General features: G+C 46.3%; 14 protein-coding genes and 1 pseudogene. 3 read left to right on the top strand and 12 right to left on the bottom strand.

Translation table 11 applies throughout. From position 1 onward, the window contains the following. Window positions 1–109: 109 nt before the first annotated feature. The 8 genes from F0145_RS21690 to F0145_RS21655 all read right to left on the bottom strand — a co-directional run bounded on the left by F0145_RS21690 (window position 110) and on the right by F0145_RS21655 (window position 16,618). Window positions 110–1,030, bottom strand: a complete 921-nt coding sequence (locus F0145_RS21690; protein WP_150091932.1) for a glycoside hydrolase family 43 protein — start codon at window positions 1,028–1,030, stop codon at window positions 110–112. Beyond that, entirely contained in the window at window positions 1,030–2,451 is a 1,422-nt protein-coding gene (locus F0145_RS21685) for a glycoside hydrolase family 140 protein (RefSeq protein WP_150091930.1), read from the bottom strand. The genes F0145_RS21690 and F0145_RS21685 overlap by 1 nt, the downstream gene beginning before the upstream one ends. A gap of 17 nt (window positions 2,452–2,468) precedes the next feature. Continuing rightward, a complete protein-coding gene (locus F0145_RS21680; protein ID WP_223816193.1) occupies window positions 2,469–5,639 on the bottom strand; it encodes a DUF6298 domain-containing protein in 3,171 nt (1,056 codons plus the stop codon). 279 nt (window positions 5,640–5,918) lie between these two features. Beyond that, on the bottom strand, window positions 5,919–7,595 hold the full coding sequence (locus F0145_RS21675; RefSeq protein WP_150091928.1) for a pectate lyase family protein: 1,677 nt from the start codon (window positions 7,593–7,595) through the stop codon (window positions 5,919–5,921). A 247-nt stretch (window positions 7,596–7,842) separates the two neighbouring features. After that, window positions 7,843–9,516, bottom strand: a complete 1,674-nt coding sequence (locus F0145_RS21670; protein WP_150091926.1) for a polysaccharide lyase — start codon at window positions 9,514–9,516, stop codon at window positions 7,843–7,845. Between the two features lie 815 nt (window positions 9,517–10,331). Further along, entirely contained in the window at window positions 10,332–12,368 is a 2,037-nt protein-coding gene (locus F0145_RS21665) for a RagB/SusD family nutrient uptake outer membrane protein (protein WP_150091924.1), read from the bottom strand. 39 nt (window positions 12,369–12,407) lie between these two features. Then, window positions 12,408–15,638, bottom strand: a complete 3,231-nt coding sequence (locus F0145_RS21660; RefSeq protein ID WP_150091922.1) for a SusC/RagA family TonB-linked outer membrane protein — start codon at window positions 15,636–15,638, stop codon at window positions 12,408–12,410. A 260-nt stretch (window positions 15,639–15,898) separates the two neighbouring features. Then, on the bottom strand, window positions 15,899–16,618 hold the full coding sequence (locus tag F0145_RS21655) for a DUF3826 domain-containing protein (protein WP_150091920.1): 720 nt from the start codon (window positions 16,616–16,618) through the stop codon (window positions 15,899–15,901). 373 nt (window positions 16,619–16,991) lie between these two features. Here F0145_RS21655 and F0145_RS21650 point away from each other — a divergent pair, with 373 nt between their 5' ends. Continuing rightward, window positions 16,992–17,864 (top strand): AraC family transcriptional regulator, encoded by an 873-nt coding sequence (locus tag F0145_RS21650; RefSeq protein WP_150091918.1) that lies wholly within the window; start codon window positions 16,992–16,994, stop codon window positions 17,862–17,864. Here F0145_RS21650 and F0145_RS21645 read toward each other — a convergent pair. The 3 genes from F0145_RS21645 to F0145_RS21635 all read right to left on the bottom strand — a co-directional run bounded on the left by F0145_RS21645 (window position 17,853) and on the right by F0145_RS21635 (window position 21,911). Then, window positions 17,853–19,172, bottom strand: coding sequence for a DUF3748 domain-containing protein (locus F0145_RS21645; protein WP_150091916.1), 1,320 nt, complete (start codon window positions 19,170–19,172; stop codon window positions 17,853–17,855). The two genes, F0145_RS21650 and F0145_RS21645, sit on opposite strands and share 12 nt — an antisense overlap. A gap of 129 nt (window positions 19,173–19,301) precedes the next feature. After that, the gene (locus F0145_RS21640; RefSeq protein ID WP_150091914.1) at window positions 19,302–20,231 is read right to left on the bottom strand and encodes a dihydrodipicolinate synthase family protein; all 930 of its coding nucleotides are present in this window, start codon (window positions 20,229–20,231) and stop codon (window positions 19,302–19,304) included. 78 nt (window positions 20,232–20,309) lie between these two features. Next, window positions 20,310–21,911: a sodium:solute symporter gene (locus F0145_RS21635; RefSeq protein WP_150091912.1), complete on the bottom strand. Its 1,602-nt coding sequence runs from the start codon at window positions 21,909–21,911 to the stop codon at window positions 20,310–20,312. Between the two features lie 301 nt (window positions 21,912–22,212). Between F0145_RS21635 and F0145_RS21630 the strand changes: the two genes are divergently transcribed. Together F0145_RS21630 and F0145_RS21625 are read left to right on the top strand one after the other, a co-directional pair. Continuing rightward, window positions 22,213–23,367 (top strand): ABC transporter substrate-binding protein, encoded by a 1,155-nt coding sequence (locus F0145_RS21630; protein WP_150091910.1) that lies wholly within the window; start codon window positions 22,213–22,215, stop codon window positions 23,365–23,367. Between the two features lie 126 nt (window positions 23,368–23,493). Further along, window positions 23,494–24,561 carry a Gfo/Idh/MocA family protein gene (locus F0145_RS21625; protein WP_150091908.1) on the top strand — a complete coding sequence of 356 codons (1,068 nt, stop codon included), beginning with the start codon at window positions 23,494–23,496 and terminating at the stop codon, window positions 24,559–24,561. 181 nt (window positions 24,562–24,742) lie between these two features. On the opposite strand, the pseudogene F0145_RS26325 reads toward F0145_RS21625, so the two are convergent. Then, window positions 24,743–25,081, bottom strand: a pseudogene (locus F0145_RS26325) (IS4-like element ISSysp3 family transposase); the annotation flags it as partial.

Raw genomic sequence — 25,081 nt, 5'->3', positions numbered from 1 at the left:
AATCTGATAAAGAAAAATATTTATTCAATATTTTCTCACTTATAAATATAATATTTATATATGAAATAATCAAAATAAAACTGGTACAATTTACTTCTGGCCTGTTTATTTACCGGGTAGCAGCAGCCTTCTGCAAATTTTGCAGTTGCTTTTTGGTGGCTTTAAAGATGGTGCCGTGTTTGTGACCTTTCGGTACATTAACCTCTTTGGTGATATCGGTAAAGGTTTTGAAGTCTTTCGTCCGCATGGCCCCATAGATTTTTTCCTGGTACACATCAAAATAAATCAGCCACTGGTCTTTAATTTTTACCACCGTGGGGCCTTCGATAAAATTACCTGTAAAGGGTTCGATCACGCCGGTGTAGGGGCCTAAAGCTGATGGACCAAAAGCCATTTTGAGGTTGCGGTTGGGGCGGGTATTATCTTTCAGTACCAGCGCATATTTACCTTTATTTTGCTTTACAATAACGGCATCGATTACACTAAAACCTGGGTCCAGGAATAGACGGGTTTCGGAAAAAGTTTTAAAATCGGGCGTGGTGGTGTAGTACATCCGGTGGTTATTATTTTCTTCTTCGATGCCCCGCGGAAAACGCCCCGGAATAGTAGAAGCCCAGATAATCACAAAAAGTTTTTGGTCCTCGTCGTAAAATAATTCGGGTGCCCATACATTTACGGTGGTAGGCTCGTGCTGCATTACCGGAATAAATTTCTGCTCCGACCAATGAATTAAATCTTTGGAGCTGGCGTAGCCAAAACCCTGATCGCCGCGCCACCCGGTAGTCCAGACCAGGTGAAAAGTACCATCCGGACCTTTCACCACCGATGGGTCGCGCATGAGTTTACTGGAGCCGGCTTCTGGTTTCAGAAAGGTTTTGTTCAGGTCGGTCCATTTGTAGCCATCGTAGCTGTACAGCAGACGCAGGCCTTCATTGGCCGGCTCATGGAAAGAAGAAAACAGGTAAACTTCTTTGCTGCCGCAAGCGGTAAATATTAATAAGCAGAGAACAGGGAACAATTTACGGAGCATTATTTTTTATCTAAAACCAGTACCCAATCGTTGCCGTTCTGCGGTTCGCCGGGAGGGTTAAACTCCTGCACGCCCGTGTTCGGGAAAGTGCCAATGGCGGTAAACTTGCCGTCGCGCGGGCTGTACCAGGAAGCTGCAACTTGCTTGCCGCTAATTTTTCCCATATTAACTTTAAAAGAACGGCCCGTATAGGTATACAGAAAAGCATAATCCTGCCCGCGGGTACTTAATACATAATTATATTTTTCGCCTGTCTCACCGGCAATCAAGGTTTGATCCGGTACGCGTTCGAAGTAAGATCGTGAGAGCATTAGTTTTTTCAGGTGCACCATTTGGCCAGCCCCCGGATCATCAATGCCGTTAAACCAATAATCTTTTACACCAAAAGCGCCCTTCTTTTCGCCGGGTTTAAACATTTGCATTACCGCATTGTGGCCGTAGGTATACCCGGCACCACCGGCAAACACCGACCAGTAACCATAGCGGCGCACATCGCTGTCGGTCCAGACAGGCTGGGTAAAATCGTGCAGGCCGTGTACTATTTTCTCGTAGGAAGGCTCGCCGTCTAAAGTTGGCTTGGTAGGCGATTTTTGGTAATCTACCTGCACATATTTCCAATTGTCTTCGCCGTACTGCAGGTCGGTGGCTGAGGTGTCCTGGTCGTAGCGGCGGTGGCCGGATTGGAACATGTTAAAATCTAACCAGGGCTCCTGGTGAAACCAAGCCGTAGAAGAAGTACGGCCACGCGGATGGAAAGTAACCAAATGATCCGGCACCGTTTTTTGCAGGACTTTTCCAATATTTTGCCACACCCGCACCGAATCACTGCCCCGGATATCGCCGCCATTTAACCAGATAATATTGTTCCGGTCTTTATACCGCTCCGTCAGAAAAGTAGCGTATTGCGCCGCGCGGTCCGGGGTAACCTGCTTACTTTTTACATTGTTGCCCCACATTAATACCAGGCCCAGATAAAGGTTCTTTTCGGCGGCTTTATCTACGATATAGTCCAGGTGATCCCAATAATCATATTGCTTTGGGTCGGCAAAATTATTGCCTTCGGTTACTTTTGGCCTAGCGGGATTTCTGGCAATCAAAGCACTGTCGCCGTAGCTATTTACGGCACCAATGCCGTGCAGCACGCTAATCTGAATTACATTAAAACCTTTTTGCCGGCGGTTTTCGAGGTATTTTTCCGCTTCTTCCCGGTTCAGTTTGGCAGGTAGCAGCCAGCCCGTGTCGCCTAACCAGAAAAAGGGCTCGCCTTTTTCGGTCATGAAATAACGGTTGTTTTCGGAAATGCGCAGTTTCGGTAGGATTGAAGACTTATTAGGCAACCTGTGCGCGGCACAGGCTGCAACTAATAAGTTTACCACCCAAATCAAACAAACAAACAAAATTCTTTTAGTCTTAAACCACATAAATAATTGCGTATGCCTTAACTCCGGGAAATCCACACCACCACCGGACCAGATGGCAGTTTTTTTGTTTCGGCTAGTTTCCCGTTGCTGCTAGTTTCTTCTTTCTGAAGTTGTCCAGTTGCCGGATCGAACCAGCGCACCCGGAACTTACCCCCAGCCGTTTTTAGATCAACCGGAATATTTCCGGCTTTTTCCTGATAAATAATATATTCCCCGTTTTTATTGCCCAAGGCGTATTGCCCGGCAGGGTGATTAGGTAAATCCAAGGGTTGCATCTGGGCAGCAGCCGTTAGAAAACCCGGGTGAGCTACAACCGGAATCTCGGCCAGAGAGCCCCCGGCTAAAAAAGCGGCCCAGCCCTCGTGATCGTAGTTGCTGGCGGAGTACATCACGGCTTTGCCGGGATTGGCTTTGCGGTAATCGCACACCGCGCGGTAAACCTGGGCAAAAGAAGATTTACCCGGTTTTACTAAGCGGGCATGCTGGCGCGGCGCTAGGTTCTGCCCACCCGCTGGGGCATAAGCCGTACCATCTTCGCGGTAATGCCAGTACCGGATATCAATTACATCTACTATCGCTGCCCGGGCCTGGTCAGTCAGAATGGCATCTTGTACATCTTTGGTGGTGCTTAAACCAACTAGCGCGTTTTTACCGGTTTCTTTTTCCCATTCCCGAATGGTATCGAGCCAGAATTGGACAAAATGCAAAGGACCCGTATATTCTGCACTGATTAATTGCAGCACCCCGGTATTGCCGTTGAAATTATTCAGGCACTGCTGGATGTAGGCCCGGTGCAATTCCCGGCGTTTGGGATGATTTACATCGTAAAACTGCTCGGCCAGGAAGATACGTTTGTCACCGGCATAAGGTACGGGCTCCGGGAAACCGGTTTCGTTAATATTATTGGCAGGTCGCCACGGGAAATCGGCGTAATGGGCACCGGCTTCTATGATATTATGCTGAAAATATTGCTGATGCACCAGCAGCAAACCTTTTTGGTCCGCTAAATCCGCAAAGGTTTTTAAGCGGCTCCAGTACCAATTATTGGGTTTCCTGAGGTCGTATTTACTCAAGCCATCCCAGGCGGTTTCTTTCCCGCTGCGGGCAAAAGGCAGTTCGTAAAAAGGTGGCCACACTTCTCCGTCCATCCGGCGGATGCGTTCGTGGTCGTCGCGACGGCGCTCGTACCACAGGCCGTAATTGTGCTCCAGGGCTACCTGTCCCTGTTTTTTCATGTTATCTGTAACTTCTTCCAGGTCGTCGGTTAAACCATGGCCGGTGCGGCCCGGTACAAAACGGGTGATGTGGGGTTTGGTTTTTGCTAATGCATAAATTCGGGAAGAACCCGACCACCAGGGTACATCCTGTCGCTTACCCGTTAGTACTTCTTTGCCGCGCACCAGCCAACCATTTTCCACGTGCATTGGTGCCGCCGGTTTTTCGGCTACGGGCGCTTTTAACTTTAGCTGATCAACTGTTTTTACTTTGCTGGCCTGCGTGGGAATAGGGTTGCGTTGCGGGGCACCATCAATCCAATCAATCAGGCGGGGCGCTGGCTTTACGGCCTCGGCCGTCAGGGCCATGGCTACGGCTACCGGCGGGCTACTGGAGGCATCAGTTTCCATGGGAAGCAGTTGTGCCCGCTCACCTACCTCTTTGCCAAGCCGGTCGGCTAATTGCGCGTAAAATAAGGAGCGGGGCTTGATGTGGCTGTTCGATTCTTCCCAGTAACCATCGCCGGAAAATTGAGCCCAGGTACCGAATGCCCAGTTTTGAGCCGTAGGCGGGGAATAATTATCGATGCGAGCAGCGGCGCATTGCCAGAAAACACTGTTAGCGGCACTCCAACCGGCTCCTTGGCCATCTTGACCCCGGTTTTTAAAACTCAAAGCGTGGCCATCTACATTTACAATGTCAAACAAAACGCCGGCTGCCCAGCTATCAATAGCCCCGCTAAAGTTATAAGGCAAAACGGATTCGCACTGCACAAAAGCGTTGGGGCCAGCCGCACAAAAACCCACGGAAAAATCGTGGTAACCCTGTTCAGCGTAGTTCCGCTGAAAAAGGGTTTGCTGCCCATTGGTGAAAAAGGTATAACGTCGCTGCCCACCAATTTCGGAAACCGGTGCCAATGATTTGCAATCTTCTACGGTTACCCGTTTCGCCGATTCAAATACCGCTACCGCCGAGCCGGCAAAATGCTCAAATATTACCTGCCGCACCCAGGCATCCTGAATATTTTCCAGGGTAATCGCCATCCAGCGGTGGTCTTCGTCTTTGGGATTATTTTTATCGTAAGCCGAACGTAGGCGCAGATTCTCTACCCCTACCCGGCTAATTCTACCCGGCCAGTTCATTTTGGTAACGGTGCCCCCACCGTAATTTGCATCTAAAGCCGTGGTTATCGGCGCATCTAAAGTCAGGGTTTCGCCATTTACGGCCACTATTTTCCTGTCCCAGAATAAATCGCGTTGACCTGGTTTCCAACCAAGTGCGGTAATGCCGCCGCCAAAATGGTCGGTGCCCAAAGCTTTAATCCACTCTGCGGTACTCGGGCGTTGAATCTGGACGTGGTCGCCCACTTTAAAAGTTTGGCTGTTTTCTATCCGGATTTGGTTGGCGTTTACGGGAACATAAGAATCTTTAATTTTTATAGGTGTTCCCAGTTGCTTATTGTTCACCCCGTGCAGGGTAATAAAGGTCTGGCGGTCTTTGCCGGCGGCTATTAATACCGTACCATCTTCGCCTATGCCGCTCCCGCGCAGTACCACCCCGGAAGTTTTAATATGCAGGCTGCCGGCAACTTCGTAGGTTCCTTTTTCCAGCAACACCGCTCCCCGGAAACCGCTTTTATCCATCGGTAAACCCGCAACATAATCCAGGGCCGCCTGAATCCGGCGGGTAGCATCTCCTTTCTGTAACGGCACTACCAGCTTAATGGGCACGTTCGGAATGGGTGCTTCGCTGGCTGCGTAACCGCAGTAAGAGAAATCCGGAATGCGGTTACCTTTTGCATCGGGACTATAAAACAACCGGCCATCTTTGCCCAAGGATACCGGTGAAGCGGGTTTTGCAGGTTTACTATTTTGCGCCAAGGCCGGGAAGTGCAGGCTTAATAAGCTAACGAGCAGACATGTCAGGAAATAATATCTTTTAGACTTGGGCAATATTTTAAATAAAATATGCAATGGCTTAATGCTTATTTATTGTTATCGGGATTGGTGCGTTATACTTTTTGAATTAGACTACTCCTTAGTCAACACCAATTTCTTTAATGGTGGAAATCCTCCTCTTGCCCTCTCCAAAGCTCATCCTACCCCATAAGTTTAAGAAACTTATTTTAGATGCAGTAGGAGCACTTTCTAAAAGTAGCTTTATTATACAAAAAGTGCCTCAATTGCCTAATCTCCTGCCTTTTAAAAGATATGGGGTAGGGTGAGCTCCAAAGGGGGACTGTTGCTGGTTAGTTATCTCTTGGCTAGCGGGTCAGTATTGTTTTTGGGGTCCTGCCAATTTACTTTCTTTTTAGGGTCGAGGCCGTTGATATATTTCTCGATGTTGGTGTAGCCGTCGCCGTTCATATCAGCCACCGCATCAGCCGCGTTGTTTGGGTTCAGGTTGTATTTCTTTTCCCAGTCATCGGGCATGCCATCTTTGTCGGAGTCTTTGTAAGGGGTGCCTTTATATTCGGGGTAGCCACCTACCTGACTGATGTGCGTGATAATACCCAATTTATAGGAATCTTCGGGTAAGCGGCGCTTGACAAACTCTTTACCCACGCCGGTAACTCCGCCTTCTTTGTTGTTGATTTTACCGGTTCTTACCTGCTCTACAATGCGGGCATCTACCGGATCGCGTTTGGGCAAAGTGGCTCCGGCGTTGGCCAACACATAGCTGTAAGCCTCAGTAGCCGACATGGTTTTTACCGGCGCCATCGGAAAAGGCTTATCTACCTTTATTTGGTTTAAATATTCTCCGGCATCGGCTCTGTCTTCTACCTGTACGCCACCGGCCCAGTTATCTTTTGTTACTTTCTCGAAGCCTTCTACCACATTGCCGTTTACATAAGCTTTTCCGAAAGTTTTAACGGCATTCTTGTCCCGGTTAGCTTCGGGTTTCAGAATGCGGTAAGCAATGGGTTTATCTTTGGGTGTAATCGGGCCGGGTTTGTAATAATTATTGATGAAGTTAAACAGGGAGCGGTGATCACCTCCATCGGCCGAGCGGTTCCACCAGTTAAATATTACATTGTTAACAAAACCAAAGTCGCCATACATGCCAATAGACGGGTTCCGGGAAATATTATCGGCCCATAAATTGCGCATGAAGGTACTGTTTAGGCCACCAATGGTACTGCCAAAAGAGTGGTTATAGGTATCGAGGCATTCGGAGAATATGGAATTCTGGATGGTAATATTTACAGTGGGCAGTTTCTGTTCTTTGGTGCCGTCGCCGGGATCGTACATGTGCCGGTACCACGACATATTTTCGTCCAAACCCCAGCTAGCTGATACGTGATCCACAATAATATTACCGATAGGATTGCCGCCAATGGCATCGTCGCGGCGGGTTACTTCGGTTTCGCCGCGCCGGAAACGCATGTGCCGGATTACCACATCGTGGGTATTTACCCAAATGGTTTCACCGGCTACACAAACGCCATCGCCGGGAGCCGTCTGGCCGGCAATGGTAACGTAAGGAGCTCTTACTATAATGGGGCTCTTCAGCCGGATTATACCCGCTACATTAAAAACAATTATACGGGCACCACCTTGTTCACAGGCTTCGCGCAAGGTTCCGGGGCCACTATCGGCTAAACTGGTAACCACAAATACTTTACCACCGCGGCCGCCAAACGAGTAAGCCCCGCCGCCTTCAGCTCCCGGGAAAGCCGGAATTTTGGCTTGCGGCAAATCCGAAGGCTTCGCTGCCCAGGGCACATAGGGTTTCCCTTTTTTAGCTTCGGCTTCAATAATAGGTTTGGCTTTGGCCCAGGCCAGGTCCGATAACCTTTCTACTTCTTTTAATTCTTCATCGGCTTTAGCTTGCAGAGCCGGCGGAATGGTGGGGTATTGGGCAAATGATTTCGGGCTAACGCCTAAAAGTGAAATCAGGGTTAAACCCAATATATAAGATTTCTTCATTTTACCTTGTATTTTAATTTTTGTGGTGGAGACCGGCCTTACACTTAGTCCTGAATGGCAGTAACAGAATTAAGATGGCCGGGTGTAAATTGGTAATGGTAAAGTTTAAATGCCTGCTCCTGGTAATCAGTTTTTATATTTCCGGGAGCAGGTTTCCAATATTTATCAGGACTTTCGTTTAAATTTTTAAGTCCTCCCCCTACCCCCTCCAAAGGGGGACTTTTCCAAAACGTTGCAATTATCTTTTTTAATTGCGGGCAAAAGTATCGGTATTATTTTTCGGGTCTTTCCAGTCTACTTTTTTAGTTGGGTCGATGCTGTGGATATATTTCTCGATGTTGGTATAGCCATCGCCATTCAGGTCTGCCACCGCATCGGCCGGATTTTTGGGATCCAGCTTATATTTCTTTTCCCAATCGTCGGGCATGCCATCGTTGTCCGAATCTTTGTGAGGTTTACCTTTATAAGTAGGATAACCGCCTACCTGGCTGATATCGGTGATAATGCCGCCTTTGTAAGAATCGATGGGTAAGCGGCGGTGCTTGAACTGCGTTTCGGGGACCTTCACGTTTTTGTTGTATTTGATTTCACCGGTGCGTACCTGCTCTACCACGCGGGCATCCACGGCATCACGTTTGGGTAAAGTAGCGCCGGCGTTGGCCAGCACGTAGTTGTAAGCTTCCTGGGTAGGCATAATATTTATTGGGGCCATCGGGAAAGGTTTGTTCGAGCGCATATTGTCGGTGTACTTACCGGCATTTGGTTCGTCTTCTACCTGCACGCCGCCGTCCCAGTTGTTGCGGATTACTTTTTCGCTGCCTTCTACAATATTGCCGTTTACGTAAGCGCGGCCAAAAACCAAATACCCCAATTTACTGCGGCCCGATTCTGGTTTTAAAATGCGGTGGCCAATGGGTGTGTTTTTAGGGGTTAGGGGACCGGGTTTGTAATAATTATTGATAATATTATACAGTGCCGTGTAATCGCCGCCATCGGTAGAACGGTGTACCCAGTTAAATACCACATTATTCACAAAGTTGAAAATGCCATTCCAGCCGATGGATGGATTGCGGCCGGCATTATTCGCCCACATATTCCGGATAAAGGTACAATTCTCACCGCCCAGGGTGCTGCCGAAAGCGTGGTTCCAAGTATCGAGGGCTTCGGAGAAAATAGAATTCTGAATCGTAATATTTACGGTGGGCAGCTTCTGTTCTTTGGTGCCGTCGCCGGGATTAAACATGTGGCGGTACATCGACATGTTTTCGTCCAAGCCCCAGCTGGCCGATACGTGGTCGATCATAATATTGCCCACCGGGTTGCCGCCAATTGCATCGTCGCGGCGGCCCACATTGGTTTCACCGCGCCGGAAACGCATGTACCGGATTACCACGTCGTGGGTGTTAATCCAGAAAGATTCGCCGGCTACGCAAATACCGTCACCGGGAGCCGTTTGGCCAGCAATGGTAATATAAGGTGCCCGAACGATTAATGGACTTTTTAATTTAATAATACCGGCTACGTTAAAAACAATAATACGGGCGCCACCTTGTTCGCAGGCTTCGCGCAAGGTTCCCGGTCCGCTATCTTCCAGGCTGGTAACTACAATTACTTTACCCCCACGACCACCGAATGAGAAAGCACCGCCCCCTTCAGCTCCCGGGAAAGCCGGAATTTCGGCCTGCGGCAAATCGGTTGGGCGGGCGGCCCACGGAATATAAGGTTTGCCTTGTTTGGCCTCGGCTTCCACAATCGGCAGCGCTTTGGCCCAGGCCTCATCCGATTTTCGTTCGGCCTCTTTCATCATGGCATTGCTGGCTTGCTGCACGTCTTTAGGCACATCGGGGTATTGTGCAAACGCCGGTTTTGCTACCGAAAGCATTGCTGCCGAAACCAAGAAAGGGAATATTGTTTTTTTCATTACCTGATTATTTAAAATATTTAGGTTTAATATCTAAACCGAGCTTTCAGAGCAGATTCAAACTAAAAATCTTTATCTGAATTAATTCTTTACTCTAAATTTCTTCTATTTAATCAGGTAAACCAACCAGAACCGGCTTAAACCCGACCAAATCTAGCCCAAACGGGATTTTATACCCCTGAAAAAGTAGTTACCAAATTAAGTAAATTTATTCATTAATAAAATAATCATTCAATTATAAATAAAATATTACCTAATCTGCTATTTTGTTTTGGTTGAATATTGGCTTATTCTTTTGGTCTGAAAGTGTGGTTTTTAATCAGCTATAATCTTTGTTTAGGTCAAATAATTTCCCCCATTCGCATCAGGCAAAATAAACCTATGTAGCAGTAAACCAATCAGTTTACTCCTACATAAAAAAGGTGCGTTATCTAAACCTTGGTTCTTACCCATATTAGATATGAATTCGGTTTTAAAAACAATAAAATAATTACAAGCAAATATCCACCCATCGCGGTCATTCCGGAATAATCTTATTAGCAAGTAGCTAATTAGATTCTTTTGGAATTCTTCGAATTCTGCAGGATGACTGCGATGGGTGGTACAGTCTTTATTTTATTTAAAAGCGCAGTATTCATTTGATAATGATATATTTTAGCTGTTGCGGAATAATATTCATGAAAGCAAAATTGCTTTTGGAGTATTCCAAACTGGATTATGTTAAAATAAAAAAGGGGATATTAAACATCCCCCTTTCGTTTAAATTACAAATATTGATTCAAATTCTGGTGCAAACCAGTTTCCTGAGGCTGATGCTATTGCAACGGGTCAAAAGTACCCTGACCAGTAAGGCCAGGCCAGCCTTGCGTTTGCTCAATATGCGGAGAGGCAGATAATATATTCTGATGTAAGCCGAAGAAATAATATTCGTTATACCAGGTAAACTTCCAGTTGTTGTTAGTGGGGTCTAAATTATCGCGTTCTTTTACTACAAAATGATTGTCGTACAGGTAATCTAAATACGCATCGTAATCAGTAATACCATCTGGATAGGTAACAGGCTGGCGTTCAATAACCGGAACTGTACCATTATTGGCTCTAACCAAAGGATTAGTAGAACCTACATACGGATTGCCGTTGGTATTTTTAACGTAAATCCAATAGCCGGTGCGGCGGGTGCCGTTTAATGGCTGCATACCTAAACGATCCAGGGTATTTACTTCCGGATTACGATCAAAAAGCATCCAGCGCTTTAAATCCCAGAAGCGTTTACCTTCGTAGGCCAGCTCCACTTTTCTTTCGTTCAGTACGGCAGCAAACATTTTATCCCGGTCGCCCAAAGAACCGCTTAAACCATACGAACCATCCAGATTCTCAATGCCGGCCCGCTCTCTGATTGCGATGATTCCTTCTAAACCTTCGGCGAGTTTATCAGCGCCAATCGCCGATTCGGCTAAGTTCAATATTACTTCGGCAAAACGCATTTCCATGTAATCGGTAGTGCTAATCATGAAATTGCCGGAGGAATTATTCGCCCCTGGATTCGTGGCTTTGCGCAGGTAAATACCAGAACTGTTGGCATTGGTTTCGGTATAACGGTCCGGTTCTACTTTAGTAGCCTGGTTCTGGTTGCTGAACCAGGAATAAGTCCACTGGCGGAAATTAGGGTTGCCGCTATACGGCCATAAAGCACCGTTATACACAAAGGTTTTGTAGAAACGCGGATCACGATTTTTGTAAAATTTCTTTTCGTCGTAAGCATATGCCGAGGTCGGATCGTCTTTCATTTTGCCGTCTTTCATCGGGAAGGCATCTACCATCTGCTTGGTGGGCGAAATAGAACCACCACCCAGCAACTCCCGCGACCGCGCTGCTTGCTCATGACCGCTGTTTCTTCTGGTTTGGTCAGAAGTTACGTTATTATAATTGTAAACAATAACGGCTTCGGGATTATTGGTTTGGGCAAAAAACATATTTTCCCAGGCTTGCGCATTGGCCAAATTGCCGGCTTTATACAAGCCAAATCCGTTCTCTTCTAATAAAGCTTTTGCTTCTTTGTTGGCGGTGTAAGCTCTTTCCCAGCGGGCCCGGTCGTCGTTGCGGTTAAATACCGGGCTGGCCCATGTTAACAACACCCGACCTTTAAAAGCCGCTGCTGCGCCGCTGGTAATCCGACCCCAATCGGAAGCCGCCCATTTACCCGGCAGCATACTTTTAGCATCGTCTAAATCTTTTACTATTTGCTCCAGCGTTTCAGAAGATTTATTCCGGGGCAAGGCGTTGACGTTATCACCTTCGGCTACAATCGGATTCTGTGCCGATAACACCAACGGTACGCCGCCATAAAGCCGCAGCAATTCGAAATATTGAAAAGCCCGCCAAAACAAAACTTGCCCTTTTAGCCGGGTTCTAACATCTTCGGGTAAACCATGCTGATCTATCTGATCCAGAAAAACATTCATTTGTCTTATCCGGGTCCAGGTGTTGTTTTGCGCACCACCAACCGGCACCCGCTCGCCAAAATATTGCAGGGCGTGGTTCTGGTTATTGCCTATTACGGCCCAGGTTTTGTTCCATTCGCTTTCGCCGCCCAGCTCTTCGGTGGTTTGGGTAAAATCATCGGTAAACTGACCTCTTACGCCCGTTTGGTTGTGAATGAATGGCTGGCCGTTATTATCGGGTTGAAAGAGAAAATAAATGTAATCTACGTAGGCCTGGGCCATTACGGCATCTTTGAAAACATCTTCGTTGATGCCGGTTAAATCGCCTTTCTCTTCTAAGAAATCATCGTTACAACTGGTAACTACCAGCATCAGGGAAGCCAATAGCCATGTTAATATATTTTTATTCATGATTCTTCTAAATTATTTTCCTAATACCTGTTTCTATGCTTATAATGTAAGATTAACGCCTAAAGAGAAAGTTCTTAAAGTTGGATAATCTTCCCAACCACCTTCGGTATAGCGGTAAGTAAAAGGATTGTAAAAATTAAGCGGGTTAATACTGGTTAAGACAACCCGCGCATTAGATATGCGCATGGCATTTACCAATTTTTTAGGTAAAGTATAATTAATGTTAAAGTTACCCATGCGCATCCGGAAGGCACTTACCCGCCAGAACGTGGAAGTTGGCGTAGTGCTGATTGCGGTATAAAACGGATTAGGCATGTTGCCACCGGGGTTGAGAACCGGATCGTAGATATTGTTCCAGTAAGCGGGCACGTTTTGAAAAGAGTTACTAATATCGCCTTCCATGCGGCTTCTGGATTCAATTTCGGACCAGCCGCCAAAAGAGCCGCCAATTACCGCATCAAAACTTAAACCTCTGTAGCCCGCTCTTAAGGTTACCCCAAAACCGTAATGGTTAGAAGCCCGCTTGGCTAATTGTATTTGGTCATTATCATTAATAATTCCGTCCGGACCGGCAAATGTACCATCAGCTTGTAAGGCACCTCTTACATCGCGGTAAGATAACATGCCGGGTTTTAAATTAGCCGCAGTTTGATCAAAAACCTGGGTAATATTATATTGCTCTACATAAGCATCTACATCTTCCTGCGTGCGGAACATGCCTAAATAATCGTAGCCCCATACGCCATTATCAGAAGACTGGCCCGGACGCGGTGTTTTCCAAGGGTACAACAGATCGTTTTCGTTGAAGTTATGTTTGATAACTTTATTATCGTACCAGCTAAATCGGCCTTCTATGCCGTACCGGAAGTCCTGGGAAATTTTATCATCCCAACCTACGCTTACTTCATAACCAAACAGATCAGCGGCGCCAAAATTTTGCGGGGCAACGGTACCACCCACCGTAACGGGCACATTGGCAGATCTTACTAAAAGCATATTGGTTTGCTTGTTGTAAAATCCTTCGAGGGTAGTAGAAAGCCGGGAATCTAAGAAGCGGGCATCTATCCCCACGTTTTGTTTTAACTCATCGCTCCAGGTTCCATCCGGGTTAGGCGATGCCTCCATTTTAATGCCGGTGCCTTTAGCAGTATTATCGCCCCAAACCGGCGCTTTGCCACCCTGGAAAGTATACCGTTGGCGCCAGCCCCACAACTGGGTATCGTCTTTACCCAATAAACCTACCGAGTACCGGATTTTGAGCAGATTAACAATAGAAGGATTAAAGAAATTTTCCTGGGAAATTACCCAGCCGGTACCTAAGGAGTAAAATTTACCCCAATAGTTTTCGGGGGAAAACTTAGTAGAGGCATCGCTCCGGAACATAAAGTCTACTAAATATTTTTCGGAGTAGTTATAGTTGGCGCGGGCGATATAGCCTAAAGTCCCGGTTTCGTATCCAAAAGTCCGGCCATCGATAGCGCCAAAAGCGGTGTTAAACTGACCGTTGGTTGCTAAAACCGGGTCTTCTTTCCAAACTTCTTCCATCGATGATTCGGCTTCGCCGCGTTCAACAGTAAAAAAGCCACCTACCGAGTGCTTACCAAACTGCTGGTTATAATTTAAGGAAAAGTTAGCCTGGGTTGATAAAGCATTGTCGTTGGCAAAACGAACGCGGTTGTCGTTGGTAAATTTAGTGGCAACCGGATCGGTAGCGCCTTCATAAATATGGCCGCGGCTGCCGGTTTTGGTAAAGGCATACAAATAATATTGGCCGCCAATTCTGGCGCTTCTGCCCGAGCTCATGTTTCTGGCATAAGAGGCTCTGGCTTTTAAGCCTTTAATAAAAGGAAATTCGTATTCGGCATACAGGTTTATTTGCGTGCCCTTGTTGTCATTATCTATATAATTATTGCCTTTATCGAGTTCGAAAAAGTGATAAGCCGAGATGGAATTGGTGCCGCTGCCAGGTAGTCGCACGGGCAAACCATCGATGTACATGGGCACGTAGCGGGGAGATTTTAATAAATTGCGGTAATCGTTCTCGGCATTCTCCCCACCAATTTTACTGTTTATACTTAGGGAATTCTGAAAATTACCGGCCACCTGTAAACCTACTTTCATACCCGCCATTACATTTACATCGGCCCCGGCCCGGTAAGTCCACTTACTGTAATCAAGCTTGCCTAAATTTCCGTTCTGCGTGAAATAAGCTACGTTCGCAAAATAAGTTGATTTATTCGCGCCGCCACTCACGTTTAAAGTATGGCGCATGTTGTAAGAAGCTTTCCAGGCTTCCTCTAACCAATCGTGATTAATGGTTTTAAAATGCTCTAATTCATCGTCGCCGAAAAAGTAACGGTTATCCGAAACACTCCGGTTAGCGCCGTTGGGCCCGTTCATAATATTAATGTAGCGGCCTGCGTCGTAAGCGCTTAACATTTTGGTACGATAGGCTTCATCGTTTACGGCGTAAGAGCCGCTGTAGCTTATTTTGGGCGGACCTTCTTTGCCCCGTTTGGTGGTTACAATTATTACTCCGTTGGCGGCTCTGGAACCATACATAGCCGCCGCCGCATCTTTTAGAATGGTAATATTCTCTACTTCCGAAGGATCGAGGGTGTTAAAAAGCGTTGGGTCCGGAACACCTTGGGAATTTACCTGGATGACATCGTCGATAACATATAAAGGGCTGTTATTGGCTGCCGTAGAGAAAGAAACCGGGTTCCGTACGGTTAATTGGGCCTGCGATCCGGGGCGCTCGGTACCGCCACTTACGCCTAAACCCAGTACCCGGCCGGCTAAAGCTGCCCCCAGGTTACCTAATGGCAAATCTTCAATTTCGGCGGCTTTAATATTATCTACCGCACCCGTAGTAGCACCTCTGGTAGTAGTAGCGCCATAACCAATTACAATAACTTCTTCTAAAGCCCGGGCATCGGGAGCTAAAGTAATATTAAAATTAGTAGTGTTGCCCAGCGGAACTTCTTTGGTAATAAATCCCACAAAAGAAACAATGAGCGTACCGGTTTCGGTGGGAGTAGCTAAGCTAAAATCACCCTCGGCATTGGTGGTAGTTCCTACGGTGGTACCTTTTACCAAAATGGTAACGCCTGGTAAGCCCCCGCCTTTTTCATCGGTAACCCGGCCGGTAATTTCCCGCACGGGTTTGGCCTGTAACACGGTAACCATGGTTAATAGTAAGCACAAAGGCAACAATAGCTTTTGGTGCCACTGCTTCCTCAGGAATTTAACAGGTAACGCTGATTTCATAGAAGTTTAGTTAGTGATTTTTTATGTGTGGTGAGATAACTCCGGAATACAGTGCTTTAAAGCAAATTAGGCTTGCCCTAAGCGTTTTCTGAATAAAATTACTTTGTGCGATAGGCTGCCACTTAAAAAAGTAGCATTGCAGCTTTATTAAATCAATGCTGCCGTAAGAGGAGTCAAGCAGGTAAAAAGAGGGTGCCCAAGATACCAGAAAATCAGATTTTCAATGTTTCAGGGCACCCATCTTTATCCACCCAAATTTTTTATTTTGCTTTAGCGGCTGCTTCGGCTTTAATTCTTTTATCCCACTCTTCGCCTGCCTTTTTCAGGTCGTAGCCGGCCGCCGAGAGGTAATTATTAATTCGGCCTTTGTACTTGCCAAACCAGCCGTGCTTTTTTTCCGACGATTCCGCATCCATGGCTTTCTCCCGGGCTTCTATTAAGCTGGTCATAATAAAAGCTTTTTGCGGCTCCGTTAAATCAGGTAACATAGACAAGTAGCCTTTATAAGTAATGGGCAGCACGCCGTAAGTCATGCCATCTTTCACCTGGTCTACCTGGGCTGCATTTAGTTGCTTGCTTAACTTAGCTACATATTGGGTATGCAGTTTATCTAAGCGGCCCGTTGCTTTTTCTTCAATTTTCTTTACCTGGGCTTCGGCCACTTGCTTGTTTTCGCCGGTTTTGGCTTTGGCAGCCTTTACCTGAACATCCCGCTCGCTGTGAATCTCGTTCAGGTCGCGGTATTGCTGCACAATAATATCCCGCACCTTGGTGGTTTTATTTGCGTCAGGCAGGTTCAGGGATTTTACAATTTTATCGGCCCGCTGGGTAATGGTGCGGGTATAAGCGGCTTCTTTATCGGCGGCAGATTCTTTGGCAGCAGCTGGCTTGGCTTCCTGGGCCTGCACAGCGGCTGTACTTGCCAGCAAACCTAAGCTAAAGGCAAAAGCAAACCGGAATAATTTGTTAATTAATGTCATGTGGTGGTGCGTAATCTTTATAATAATTCCGAAATAATTCTGGTTCTGTAAGTTTGCTGCGCCCTGCTGGTCAACTTTAATATAACTAGTTCTTGAACTAGCTTGCAATCTGTGTTTTCAAATATAAATAATTATTTCAAATATAAATAAAACTATTAATCCGGCAATCTTCTAAATTATCAATTTATTATACTATCTTACCATCAGGAAGCATTAGGCCAAGAAGATTGTATAGTTTGCTTCATAAATTACGCTTGGCAATCTGTTTTTTAGCTTTCTGCTTAAATCAGGCAAGTAGTGGTGGCGATGAAAAATAAATGGAAATCGGGCTGATAAAAAGAAGTAAATATTTGGTTAACAGACGCACCTTAACATGAAGCCCCAGTTTCATAAAGTACCGGTAAAACTACAGAACTCTTATAGCGCGCGGCACGATAAGCTGCCCAACTTTGGCACCGTGTGGCATTATCATCCCGAACTGGAACTACACTATGTTATTAAAGGAGAGGGCGTGCGGCTGATTGGCGATAATATCAGCAATTTTTCGGCCGGCGAAATAATATTACTGGGCCAAAACCTGCCGCATACCTGGCGGTGCCGCGACGAATATTTTGAGCATAACCCTGAGCTATCGATAGAAGCAGTAGTTATTCATTTTTTACCGGATTGCTTAGGCCCGCACTTATTACAACTACCCGAAGCTTACCTATTGCCACGATTATTCGAAAAAGCCCAAACCGGCATGGTAATTAATGGTAGTGCCCGCGAAACCCTGGCCCCTTTAATGCTGGCGGCGGTAAACGCCACTAACTTGGATCGTCTGATTATTTTGCTGACGATGCTGAAAATCCTGGCCGAAACCACCGACTTTAAACCAATTGCTTCGTTCAATCAGGTTCTTTCTAAAAGCAGCGAGCCCGATAATATTCGGTTGAATAAAGTCTGGACGTATACCTTAACGCATTACAAAAAGGAAATTAGCCTGGAAGAAATTGCGGCCGTGGCTAATCTGAGTGTTACGTCCTTTTGCCGGTATTTTAAACTCTTAACTAAAAAAACGTATTACGATTTTCTGATTGAAATTCGGGTGAGCCACGCCTGCCGCTTGCTTATAGAAAATAAATTACCGACCGAAGTGGTTTGTTTTGAATGCGGCTTTAATAATGTATCTAATTTTTACCGGCACTTTAAAAAAGTAACTGGTTTAACGCCACTTCTGTACAAACGCCAATACCTAAATACCTGATAAGTTTTCCAGGTTGAGCAGGAATATTTGCAAAAATCTCTCAAGGCCCTGGCCTATATAACGGTTATACGCCAGCATTTTGCCATTATTAGCCCAAACGGGTGCGCCCACGGGTTTTTCAGTTTCGGGCCGGAACTCGGTTAAGCGCGTCGATTCGCCGGTTTGGAGGTTGGTAATAAATATACTGTTATTTGCTACGTACGCTACCAGCTGCTGGGTAGGACTAAAATTAAATTGCCCCTGCACCGGGAAAGGATTAAACGTAATCTGCTTAATTTTTCCGCCTTTCGGTGACACTTGGAATATTTGGGTAATATTCTGCACATCGGGAGCCAAAAAACCAATGCTGCTGCCATCGGGGGTAGTGCGTAACCAATGGCGGGGCCCCCGTACGCCTTTTTTGGTAAAGGTTATGCGGCGCTGGCTTACGCCGGCGGGTACCTGCGGACGAGTAATATTGGTTCCTTCCAGTGGTTCGCCGGGGTTAGCCTGGGTAATATCTGCGGGCAAATCCACCACAAATATTTCGGTTTTGAGTTCGCCGGCTTCATCCTGCACATTCCCCTGAAAAGCAATGGCCCGTTGCTGCCAGGTGCCATCCGGCTTTTGGTAACCTTGTTGCCCAATCCAGGTTTCGTCAAAAGCTTTTTCAATTTCATCGCTGCCCGGCGTGGGGTTTTCCTGCACCCGGGCTACCACCACCGCAAACATTTCGCCGCTGTGGTTTTCCAAAGAGCCATCGTCTGGCACCATTACTTTCTGGCCCGGCACCATAACCCCCACGGTTCTTAAATCCTGCACCTGAGGGTTGGTTTTACTTAGTTGCTCTATAATATAATCGTTGTAAGTAAAACTAAGCCAGGCACCATCGCCGCTCCAGGAATGCGCGTGGGTGCCGCCCCGCAAAGCGCCCGGCGTAAACGGCGGTACAATATTCCGGGCATCCATAAAAACAGGTTCCTGGGGTTTATCTACCCAAATGGACACGCCAGTGCGGCGGGTAAAACTATAAGGCTGGTCTTGGTTAGCGTTGCGAATGCCGTGAATAAATATTACCTGGTTAGCCTTGGGCGAAAAAGTAGCAGCCCCTACTCCAGGGCCATATTCGGTTTGGTTGAGCACCTGGTAAAGTTTCCGTACCTCTCCGGTTTGCACATTTACCATCCTAATACTACCGGTCGATATAATTTGGGTATCGTCGTTGCGGGTATCAAACACCAGCCACTGGTCGTCGGGGGAAAAACATTGGGTATGGTGCAGGGTATGGCCGTAAGGCTGGTTGGTTAATTGGTATTCGGGCAGCGGCATGAGAATTATTAGAGCTAGGGAAATTAAGTTTACCGCCTAAAAATAAAAGAATATATCCGTTCTTGAAGTTTTAAATCTCAGAACAAATATATTCTTTATTAAATTAATTGCGACCGGAAGTGCCTGTTCTTAAATTTCTACTTTCAGACCTAATTCTTCCTGCAAACGGCTATATTTTTGGTAGAGTTCGTCTACTTCTTTTCTGATTTTTGGCGTAAAAACACCTACTTCGCGGCGGGTAAAAGTAGAAATATTTAAACCGCGTTTTTGCAGGTAATATTTAGATACAATTGGGTACACCGCGTGCATCACATCCATGTTATCGATAAAGAACTGCTGCACCCGGTCTACTTCCTCAGTTAAGCTGGTGTTGTTGTAATTTTCGCAGAGCCAAACCACCAACTCCGGGAAATAATTACCCTGAATACACGACAGCCCCGCCGAACCCGCTTTCAAAGATTCTACAGCGTGTACCATGTAAGCATCGTACAAACCAAAACACGGATTATCAGCTAACCGCAGTTTTTCCCGCACCTGGTCTATATCGAGGCAGGTATCTTTGTGGTAAATAATTCGGCCCGCGGAAACAAATTGTTTTAAGGTTTGCGGCGAAATTACTCTTTTGTAAGGCACCGGGCATTCGTAAAAACCCAACGGAATATTGGGTGTTAAATCAAATAAATGAAATGCATTCTGGGCAAAAATTTCTTCAGATTCAGTTTCTTCGGCCAGTAAACCTGTTATGCAAATAACCGCCTGCACGCCCAAATCATGAACTTTTTTTACAAAATCGGCTTGCCCTGCAATGGGTCCGCCAAAGGTGCCGGTGGCTACTACGGGAACGGTGCCGTTGGTTACTTCCAGCACATGCTTAATTATTTGCAGCCTTTCGGAGGGCGTTAATTCAAACATTTCGCTGGAGAGGCAGTTGGCAAATAAACCCGAAGCGCCTGCCTCAAGGTAAAATTGGGTTAATTCGGTTAAGCCCCGGTAATCAATTTTTCCGTTCTCCTGAAATGGGGTTAACATAACCGGAATAAAGCCTTTTTTTCTTTCCATTTTATTTTGCGGGTAAAATATTACATTGTTGTTTGCAGCGCCAGGTAAATATTAATTGCTTTCATGCCAAGCGGGTATTTACTGCAAGGTTTTTTCTTTTTGGTAAGCTGGGGTAATTGCTGCTATTGGGGTTTTATTCCGAAGTTTGGTAACAATTACCCCTACCAGGAAAATGGTAAGGGTACCAATTACAATTATCATATTTTTATGCAAAGGGCTGCGGAATTGTTCTAGCTCCACCGGAATCAAATGCGAAAAAGTCATCCAGAGAATTACCAATACGCCTATTATAGTGGCCGTGAGCGCTTCGGCGTTGCGGGTTTGCCGGCTGATAATACCTAATAAAAACAAGCCCAGCATACCAGCGGCAAATATTCCGGATAATTCCCACCAAATATCCAGGATGCTTTTTACGCCAATCATGGCAATACCGGTGCCCATGCCCAGCAAGCCAAACACCACGGTAGCCAGGTGCAACACCAGCAAGCCTTTTTTATCGTTCAGGTCGGAGTTAATGTAGCGTTTAAAAATATCTTCGGAGAAAACCGTGGCCGAGGCATTCATACCGGAGCTAATGGTGCTCATGGCCGCCGATAAAATGGCCGAAACAATCAGCCCGACTAAACCCGCCGGAATCTTGGTAACCATAAAGTGCGGCATTACTTTGTCGCCGTAATCGGCGGGCTGCAACGAGGCGGCCATTTGGGCAATATCGGCGGTAGAAGCAGTAGCGGGCAACCTTTCCAGCGCCACCTGGTTTTTAATGCTCTGGATGAGTTCCGGGTGCAGATCGTAGTAGGCGTACAAACAAGTGCCGATTATAAAAAACAGCAAAGACGCCGGCAGGTATAAACCCACGCACAACCACACCGATTTGGCCGCTTCTTTCGCCGACCGGGCCGTATGGTAGCGCTGCACGTAATTCTGGTCCATGCCAAAATTATTCAGGTTAATAAAAAAGCCGTACAACAGCACCACCCAGAACGTAGCCTGGGTAAAATCGGGCGCGTAACTTCCTAAGCTAAATTTATTATCGTTTTGCCCGATTTCCATTATTTTGGCAAAGCCGCCCGGCATATCGGTTACAATCAGGTAAATAATTAAAACGGCACCCAAAGTTTTAATTACACCCTGTACTACTTCGGTCCAGATTACGGCTTCCATGCCGCCCAGCACGGTATAAATAATAATACAAATACCCGTCACCAGCATTACCGTTTCCATGGAATAACCGGTTAAAGCCTGCAAACTCAGGGCAATGCCAAAAAAGATAGAACCCATGCGGGCCAGTTGGGTAAGTAAAAAACAAACAACGGCGTAAGTACGGGCCCAGGGACCAAAGCGTTTTTCGAGGTGCGTGTAAGCCGAAACTTCACCGGTTCGCCGGTAAAACGGCACAAAAAACCGTGAAGCTACCCAAGCTGCCAAGGGCATCGATAAACTAAAAACAAAAGCATTCCAGTTGCTGCCGTAAGCCTTGCCCGGCACGCCCAGAAAAGTATTGCTGCTCAAAAAAGTGGCGTAAATCGAAAGCCCAATGGCCCAACCCGGAATAGTACCCGAAGCCTTGGTAAACTGCTCGGCGCTTTTATTTTTCCGGGAAAAATAAATGCCCACCACTACCATGCCGATGAGGTAAACCAAAATAATAGCCAGGTCGAAAAAGGGCAAGTTATGCATGTGGTGGTGTGCGTAGCTTTAGAATGTTCAGATAAAAAACTTAAGGTAGAAAGATTTTATCAACCATCAAATACAAATGTAATATTTATTAGTAAATTTACGCTATACAAATTTACCCAGCTTTTATAGTATCTTATCTGATTGATGTTTTTGCATGACCCAGGTTTTACTAAAATCCTACAAAGAATTTACCTAAGCTATTTTAACCAGGTTTGCTAAAACCGCTACCGGTGTACCTTTTTTACAGGGCCGACCGGTAGTTAATAAATATATAGTTATTTCACCACATTATAAATATTAAATGAGCAAAATCACTTTACAGGGTATTACCTGGGGCCACAGCCGGGGCATTACGCCTTTATTAGCGGCCGCCCAGCGTTATTCCGAATTAAACCCAAACATCGAAATTACCTGGCGTAAAAGAACACTCCAGGAATTTGCCGATTTTCCGATAGAGAAATTAACCCAGACTTACGATCTGCTCATTATCGATCACCCGTGGGTAGGCCGGGCTGCCGCAGATAAAACCGTTTTACCGCTGGATGAATATTTACCCGCCGAATATTTAGTTGAGCAGGAACAGCATTCGGTTGGGTATTCGCATTTGAGTTATAACTACGGCGGCCATCAGTGGGCTTTGGCCATTGATGCAGCCACCCCCGCCGCCAGTTATCGCCCGGACTTGATAGCCAAACATAACCAAACCTTGCCGGATACTTGGGAAGATGTGTTGGCTTTAGCTAAAAAAGGAAAAGTTGCCGTGCCGGCTATCCCGATAGATTTGCTTATGAATTTTTATACCTTCTGTTTGGCGCACGGGCAAGAGCCTTTCTTAACTAAATCTGAAGTAATAAATAAGGAAATTGGACTAAAAGCCCTGGCCAGCATGCGCGAATTTTATAGTCAGGTGCATCCGCAGTTTTTTGAATTTAACCCGATTGCAGTGGCCGAAATCATGACCCAGACTAATGATTATTTTTATTGCCCGTTTGCGTATTGCTACTCAAATTATTCCCGGCTGGGCTACGCGGCTAATACATTGGCTTACACCGATACGGTGCGGTTTGGCAGCCACGGGCGCTTGCGAACAACGGTAGGCGGCACGGGTTTGGCCGTTTCGGCTTATTCGGAACACCAGGAAGCGGCTTTGCAGTTTGCGCAATGGTTGGTATCGCCCCAAATACAGGCTACTATTTACGTGCAGCACGGCGGGCAACCCGGGCACCGGGCAGCCTGGCTTAACGAAAGTGCCAACCAGCTTTGCCAGAACTTCTTTACAAATATATTACCCTTAATGGACCGGGGCTACATCCGGCCGCGTTATAACGGTTACTTGCACTTCCAGGACCATGCCGGCGACCCGTTGCAGGAATATTTAAAAAATGGCGGTAGCCCCGAGAACGTACTCCAGGAAATAAACCGGATTTACCAGGAAAGTCTGCCAGCGGAAGTTTAAAATTCTTCCAAATATTACGGGGCACGAAATTCTGACCGGTAAGCTAGCCTCAATATTGCGGGCAGGGTTAAAAATATCTTTTTACTTTCGCCTGGCTGTAAATTCCGGCTCGTTTAAAATATTCCCATGATTCCACCACTTACCTTACCTCAAACTACTCCGCCAATTGTAATAATTGGTGCGGGTGGCATTGTGAAAGATGCCCATTTACCCGCGTACCAGTTAGCTAATTTCCCGGTGGCCGGAATTTTTGATTTAAACCCGGAGAAAGCCCAAAGCTTAGCATCGGCATTTAATATTCCGCAGGTATATGCCTCTTTACCGGAACTTATAGCCCAGGCCCCTCCCAACGCAGTATTTGATATTGCCTTACCAGCTTCCGAAATATTAGCTACGCTCCGCTTAATACCCGATGGTTCGGCATGTTTAATTCAGAAACCCATGGGCGAAGATTTAACCCAGGCGGAAGAAATATTACAGTTGTGCCGCGCCAAAGAACTGGTGGCCGGTATTAATTTTCAGTTGCGGTACGCGCCGGCCATTTTAGCAGCCCGCCACTTGTTAAACCAAGGCTTATTGGGCGAATTGGTTGATATTGAAATTAACGTGAATGTATACACGCCGTGGCATTTGTGGGATTTTCTGTTTAAACTTCCGCGCACCGAAATATTATACCACAGCATTCATTACGTAGATTTAGTCCGCAGTTTTTTAGGCAACCCCCAGGGCATTTACGCCAAAACCACCAAGCACCCGCATATGGCGCAACTGGCTTCGGTGCGCAGCAATATTATTATGGATTACGGCAGTACCGTGCGGGCCAATATTTTAACGAACCATTGTCACCAATTTGGGCTCACTAACCAGCAATCTTACATAAAACTGGAAGGAACTAAAGGGGCGGTAAAAATAAAACTGGGTTTACTCATGGATTACCCCAAAGGCGTACCCGATGCGTTTGAATACGTGATTTTAAAACCAAACCAGGAACCACAATGGCAAACCATGAAAATAGAAGGCAGTTGGTTTCCGCACGCGTTTATTGGTGCTATGGCCCAGGTAATGCTAGCCGCCGAAGGTTCAATTACCCTACCCGATAATTCGGTAGAAGATTGTATTTACACCATGGCCTGCGTAGAAGCGGCTTACAAATCTAGCGCTTTGGGCGGGGTTCCTATTGCAGATGGTTTTTAAGAATATTTTTGAATTTTATTAAGGGAAAATCAGTATAAGTTTCTTTGTTGTCTATTCAGGGCTTTTTGGTATGCTGCGGTACTTTTTCGGCCTTTTTAGCTTTTGCTGGTGCGGCTTTTTTTCTTCTTGATGAGTTTAACCCTTCCGCCCTCCGGGCACCTTCCCTAAATTAGGGCTACGATTAGGACACAAATTTTTGGGCCAGGGTCCACCCGTGCAAGATATGCTGGAAGTAATTCCAACCGCGCAAAAGGGTAATCACCCCCGCCTGCTTTTCGTGGGGTTTCCACCCGCCTAATCGGGCTATTATCCAGTAGCACCATTGTAAAGAGTCTTGGGGGTAAGGATTCCGCTGCTTGGCTGTTTTTCCTTCATAACGTTTTTGTAAAGCCTGCAGACAAGCGACTTCTTGCCGGGTAAAGCTTTCTGCCAGCGGCACGGCTTCTTTCTGTTTAGAAGCCAGGTGCAAGAGCATTATCTTGCTAGCGGCAAACAAAGCCAGCAGCGTGAGTTGCACTAA

Source organism: Adhaeribacter rhizoryzae, from assembly GCF_008629685.1.
Taxonomy (GTDB): domain Bacteria; phylum Bacteroidota; class Bacteroidia; order Cytophagales; family Hymenobacteraceae; genus Adhaeribacter; species Adhaeribacter rhizoryzae.
Note: the sequence above shows the minus strand (reverse complement) of the source record. Positions and strands in the feature narration are given on the sequence as shown.

Bases quoted from the DNA above. Each gene is read 5' to 3' on its own strand.
- F0145_RS21690 (WP_150091932.1), bottom strand. From the start codon at position 1,030: ATGCTCCGTAAATTGTTCCCTGTTCTCTGCTTATTAATATTTACCGCT.
- F0145_RS21685 (WP_150091930.1), bottom strand. From the start codon at position 2,451: ATGTGGTTTAAGACTAAAAGAATTTTGTTTGTTTGTTTGATTTGGGTG.
- F0145_RS21675 (WP_150091928.1), bottom strand. From the start codon at position 7,595: ATGAAGAAATCTTATATATTGGGTTTAACCCTGATTTCACTTTTAGGC.
- F0145_RS21670 (WP_150091926.1), bottom strand. From the start codon at position 9,516: ATGAAAAAAACAATATTCCCTTTCTTGGTTTCGGCAGCAATGCTTTCG.
- F0145_RS21665 (WP_150091924.1), bottom strand. From the start codon at position 12,368: ATGAATAAAAATATATTAACATGGCTATTGGCTTCCCTGATGCTGGTA.
- F0145_RS21660 (WP_150091922.1), bottom strand. From the start codon at position 15,638: ATGAAATCAGCGTTACCTGTTAAATTCCTGAGGAAGCAGTGGCACCAA.
- F0145_RS21655 (WP_150091920.1), bottom strand. From the start codon at position 16,618: ATGACATTAATTAACAAATTATTCCGGTTTGCTTTTGCCTTTAGCTTA.
- F0145_RS21650 (WP_150091918.1), top strand. From the start codon at position 16,992: ATGAAGCCCCAGTTTCATAAAGTACCGGTAAAACTACAGAACTCTTAT.
- F0145_RS21645 (WP_150091916.1), bottom strand. From the start codon at position 19,172: ATGCCGCTGCCCGAATACCAATTAACCAACCAGCCTTACGGCCATACC.
- F0145_RS21640 (WP_150091914.1), bottom strand. From the start codon at position 20,231: ATGGAAAGAAAAAAAGGCTTTATTCCGGTTATGTTAACCCCATTTCAG.
- F0145_RS21635 (WP_150091912.1), bottom strand. From the start codon at position 21,911: ATGCATAACTTGCCCTTTTTCGACCTGGCTATTATTTTGGTTTACCTC.
- F0145_RS21630 (WP_150091910.1), top strand. From the start codon at position 22,213: ATGAGCAAAATCACTTTACAGGGTATTACCTGGGGCCACAGCCGGGGC.
- F0145_RS21625 (WP_150091908.1), top strand. From the start codon at position 23,494: ATGATTCCACCACTTACCTTACCTCAAACTACTCCGCCAATTGTAATA.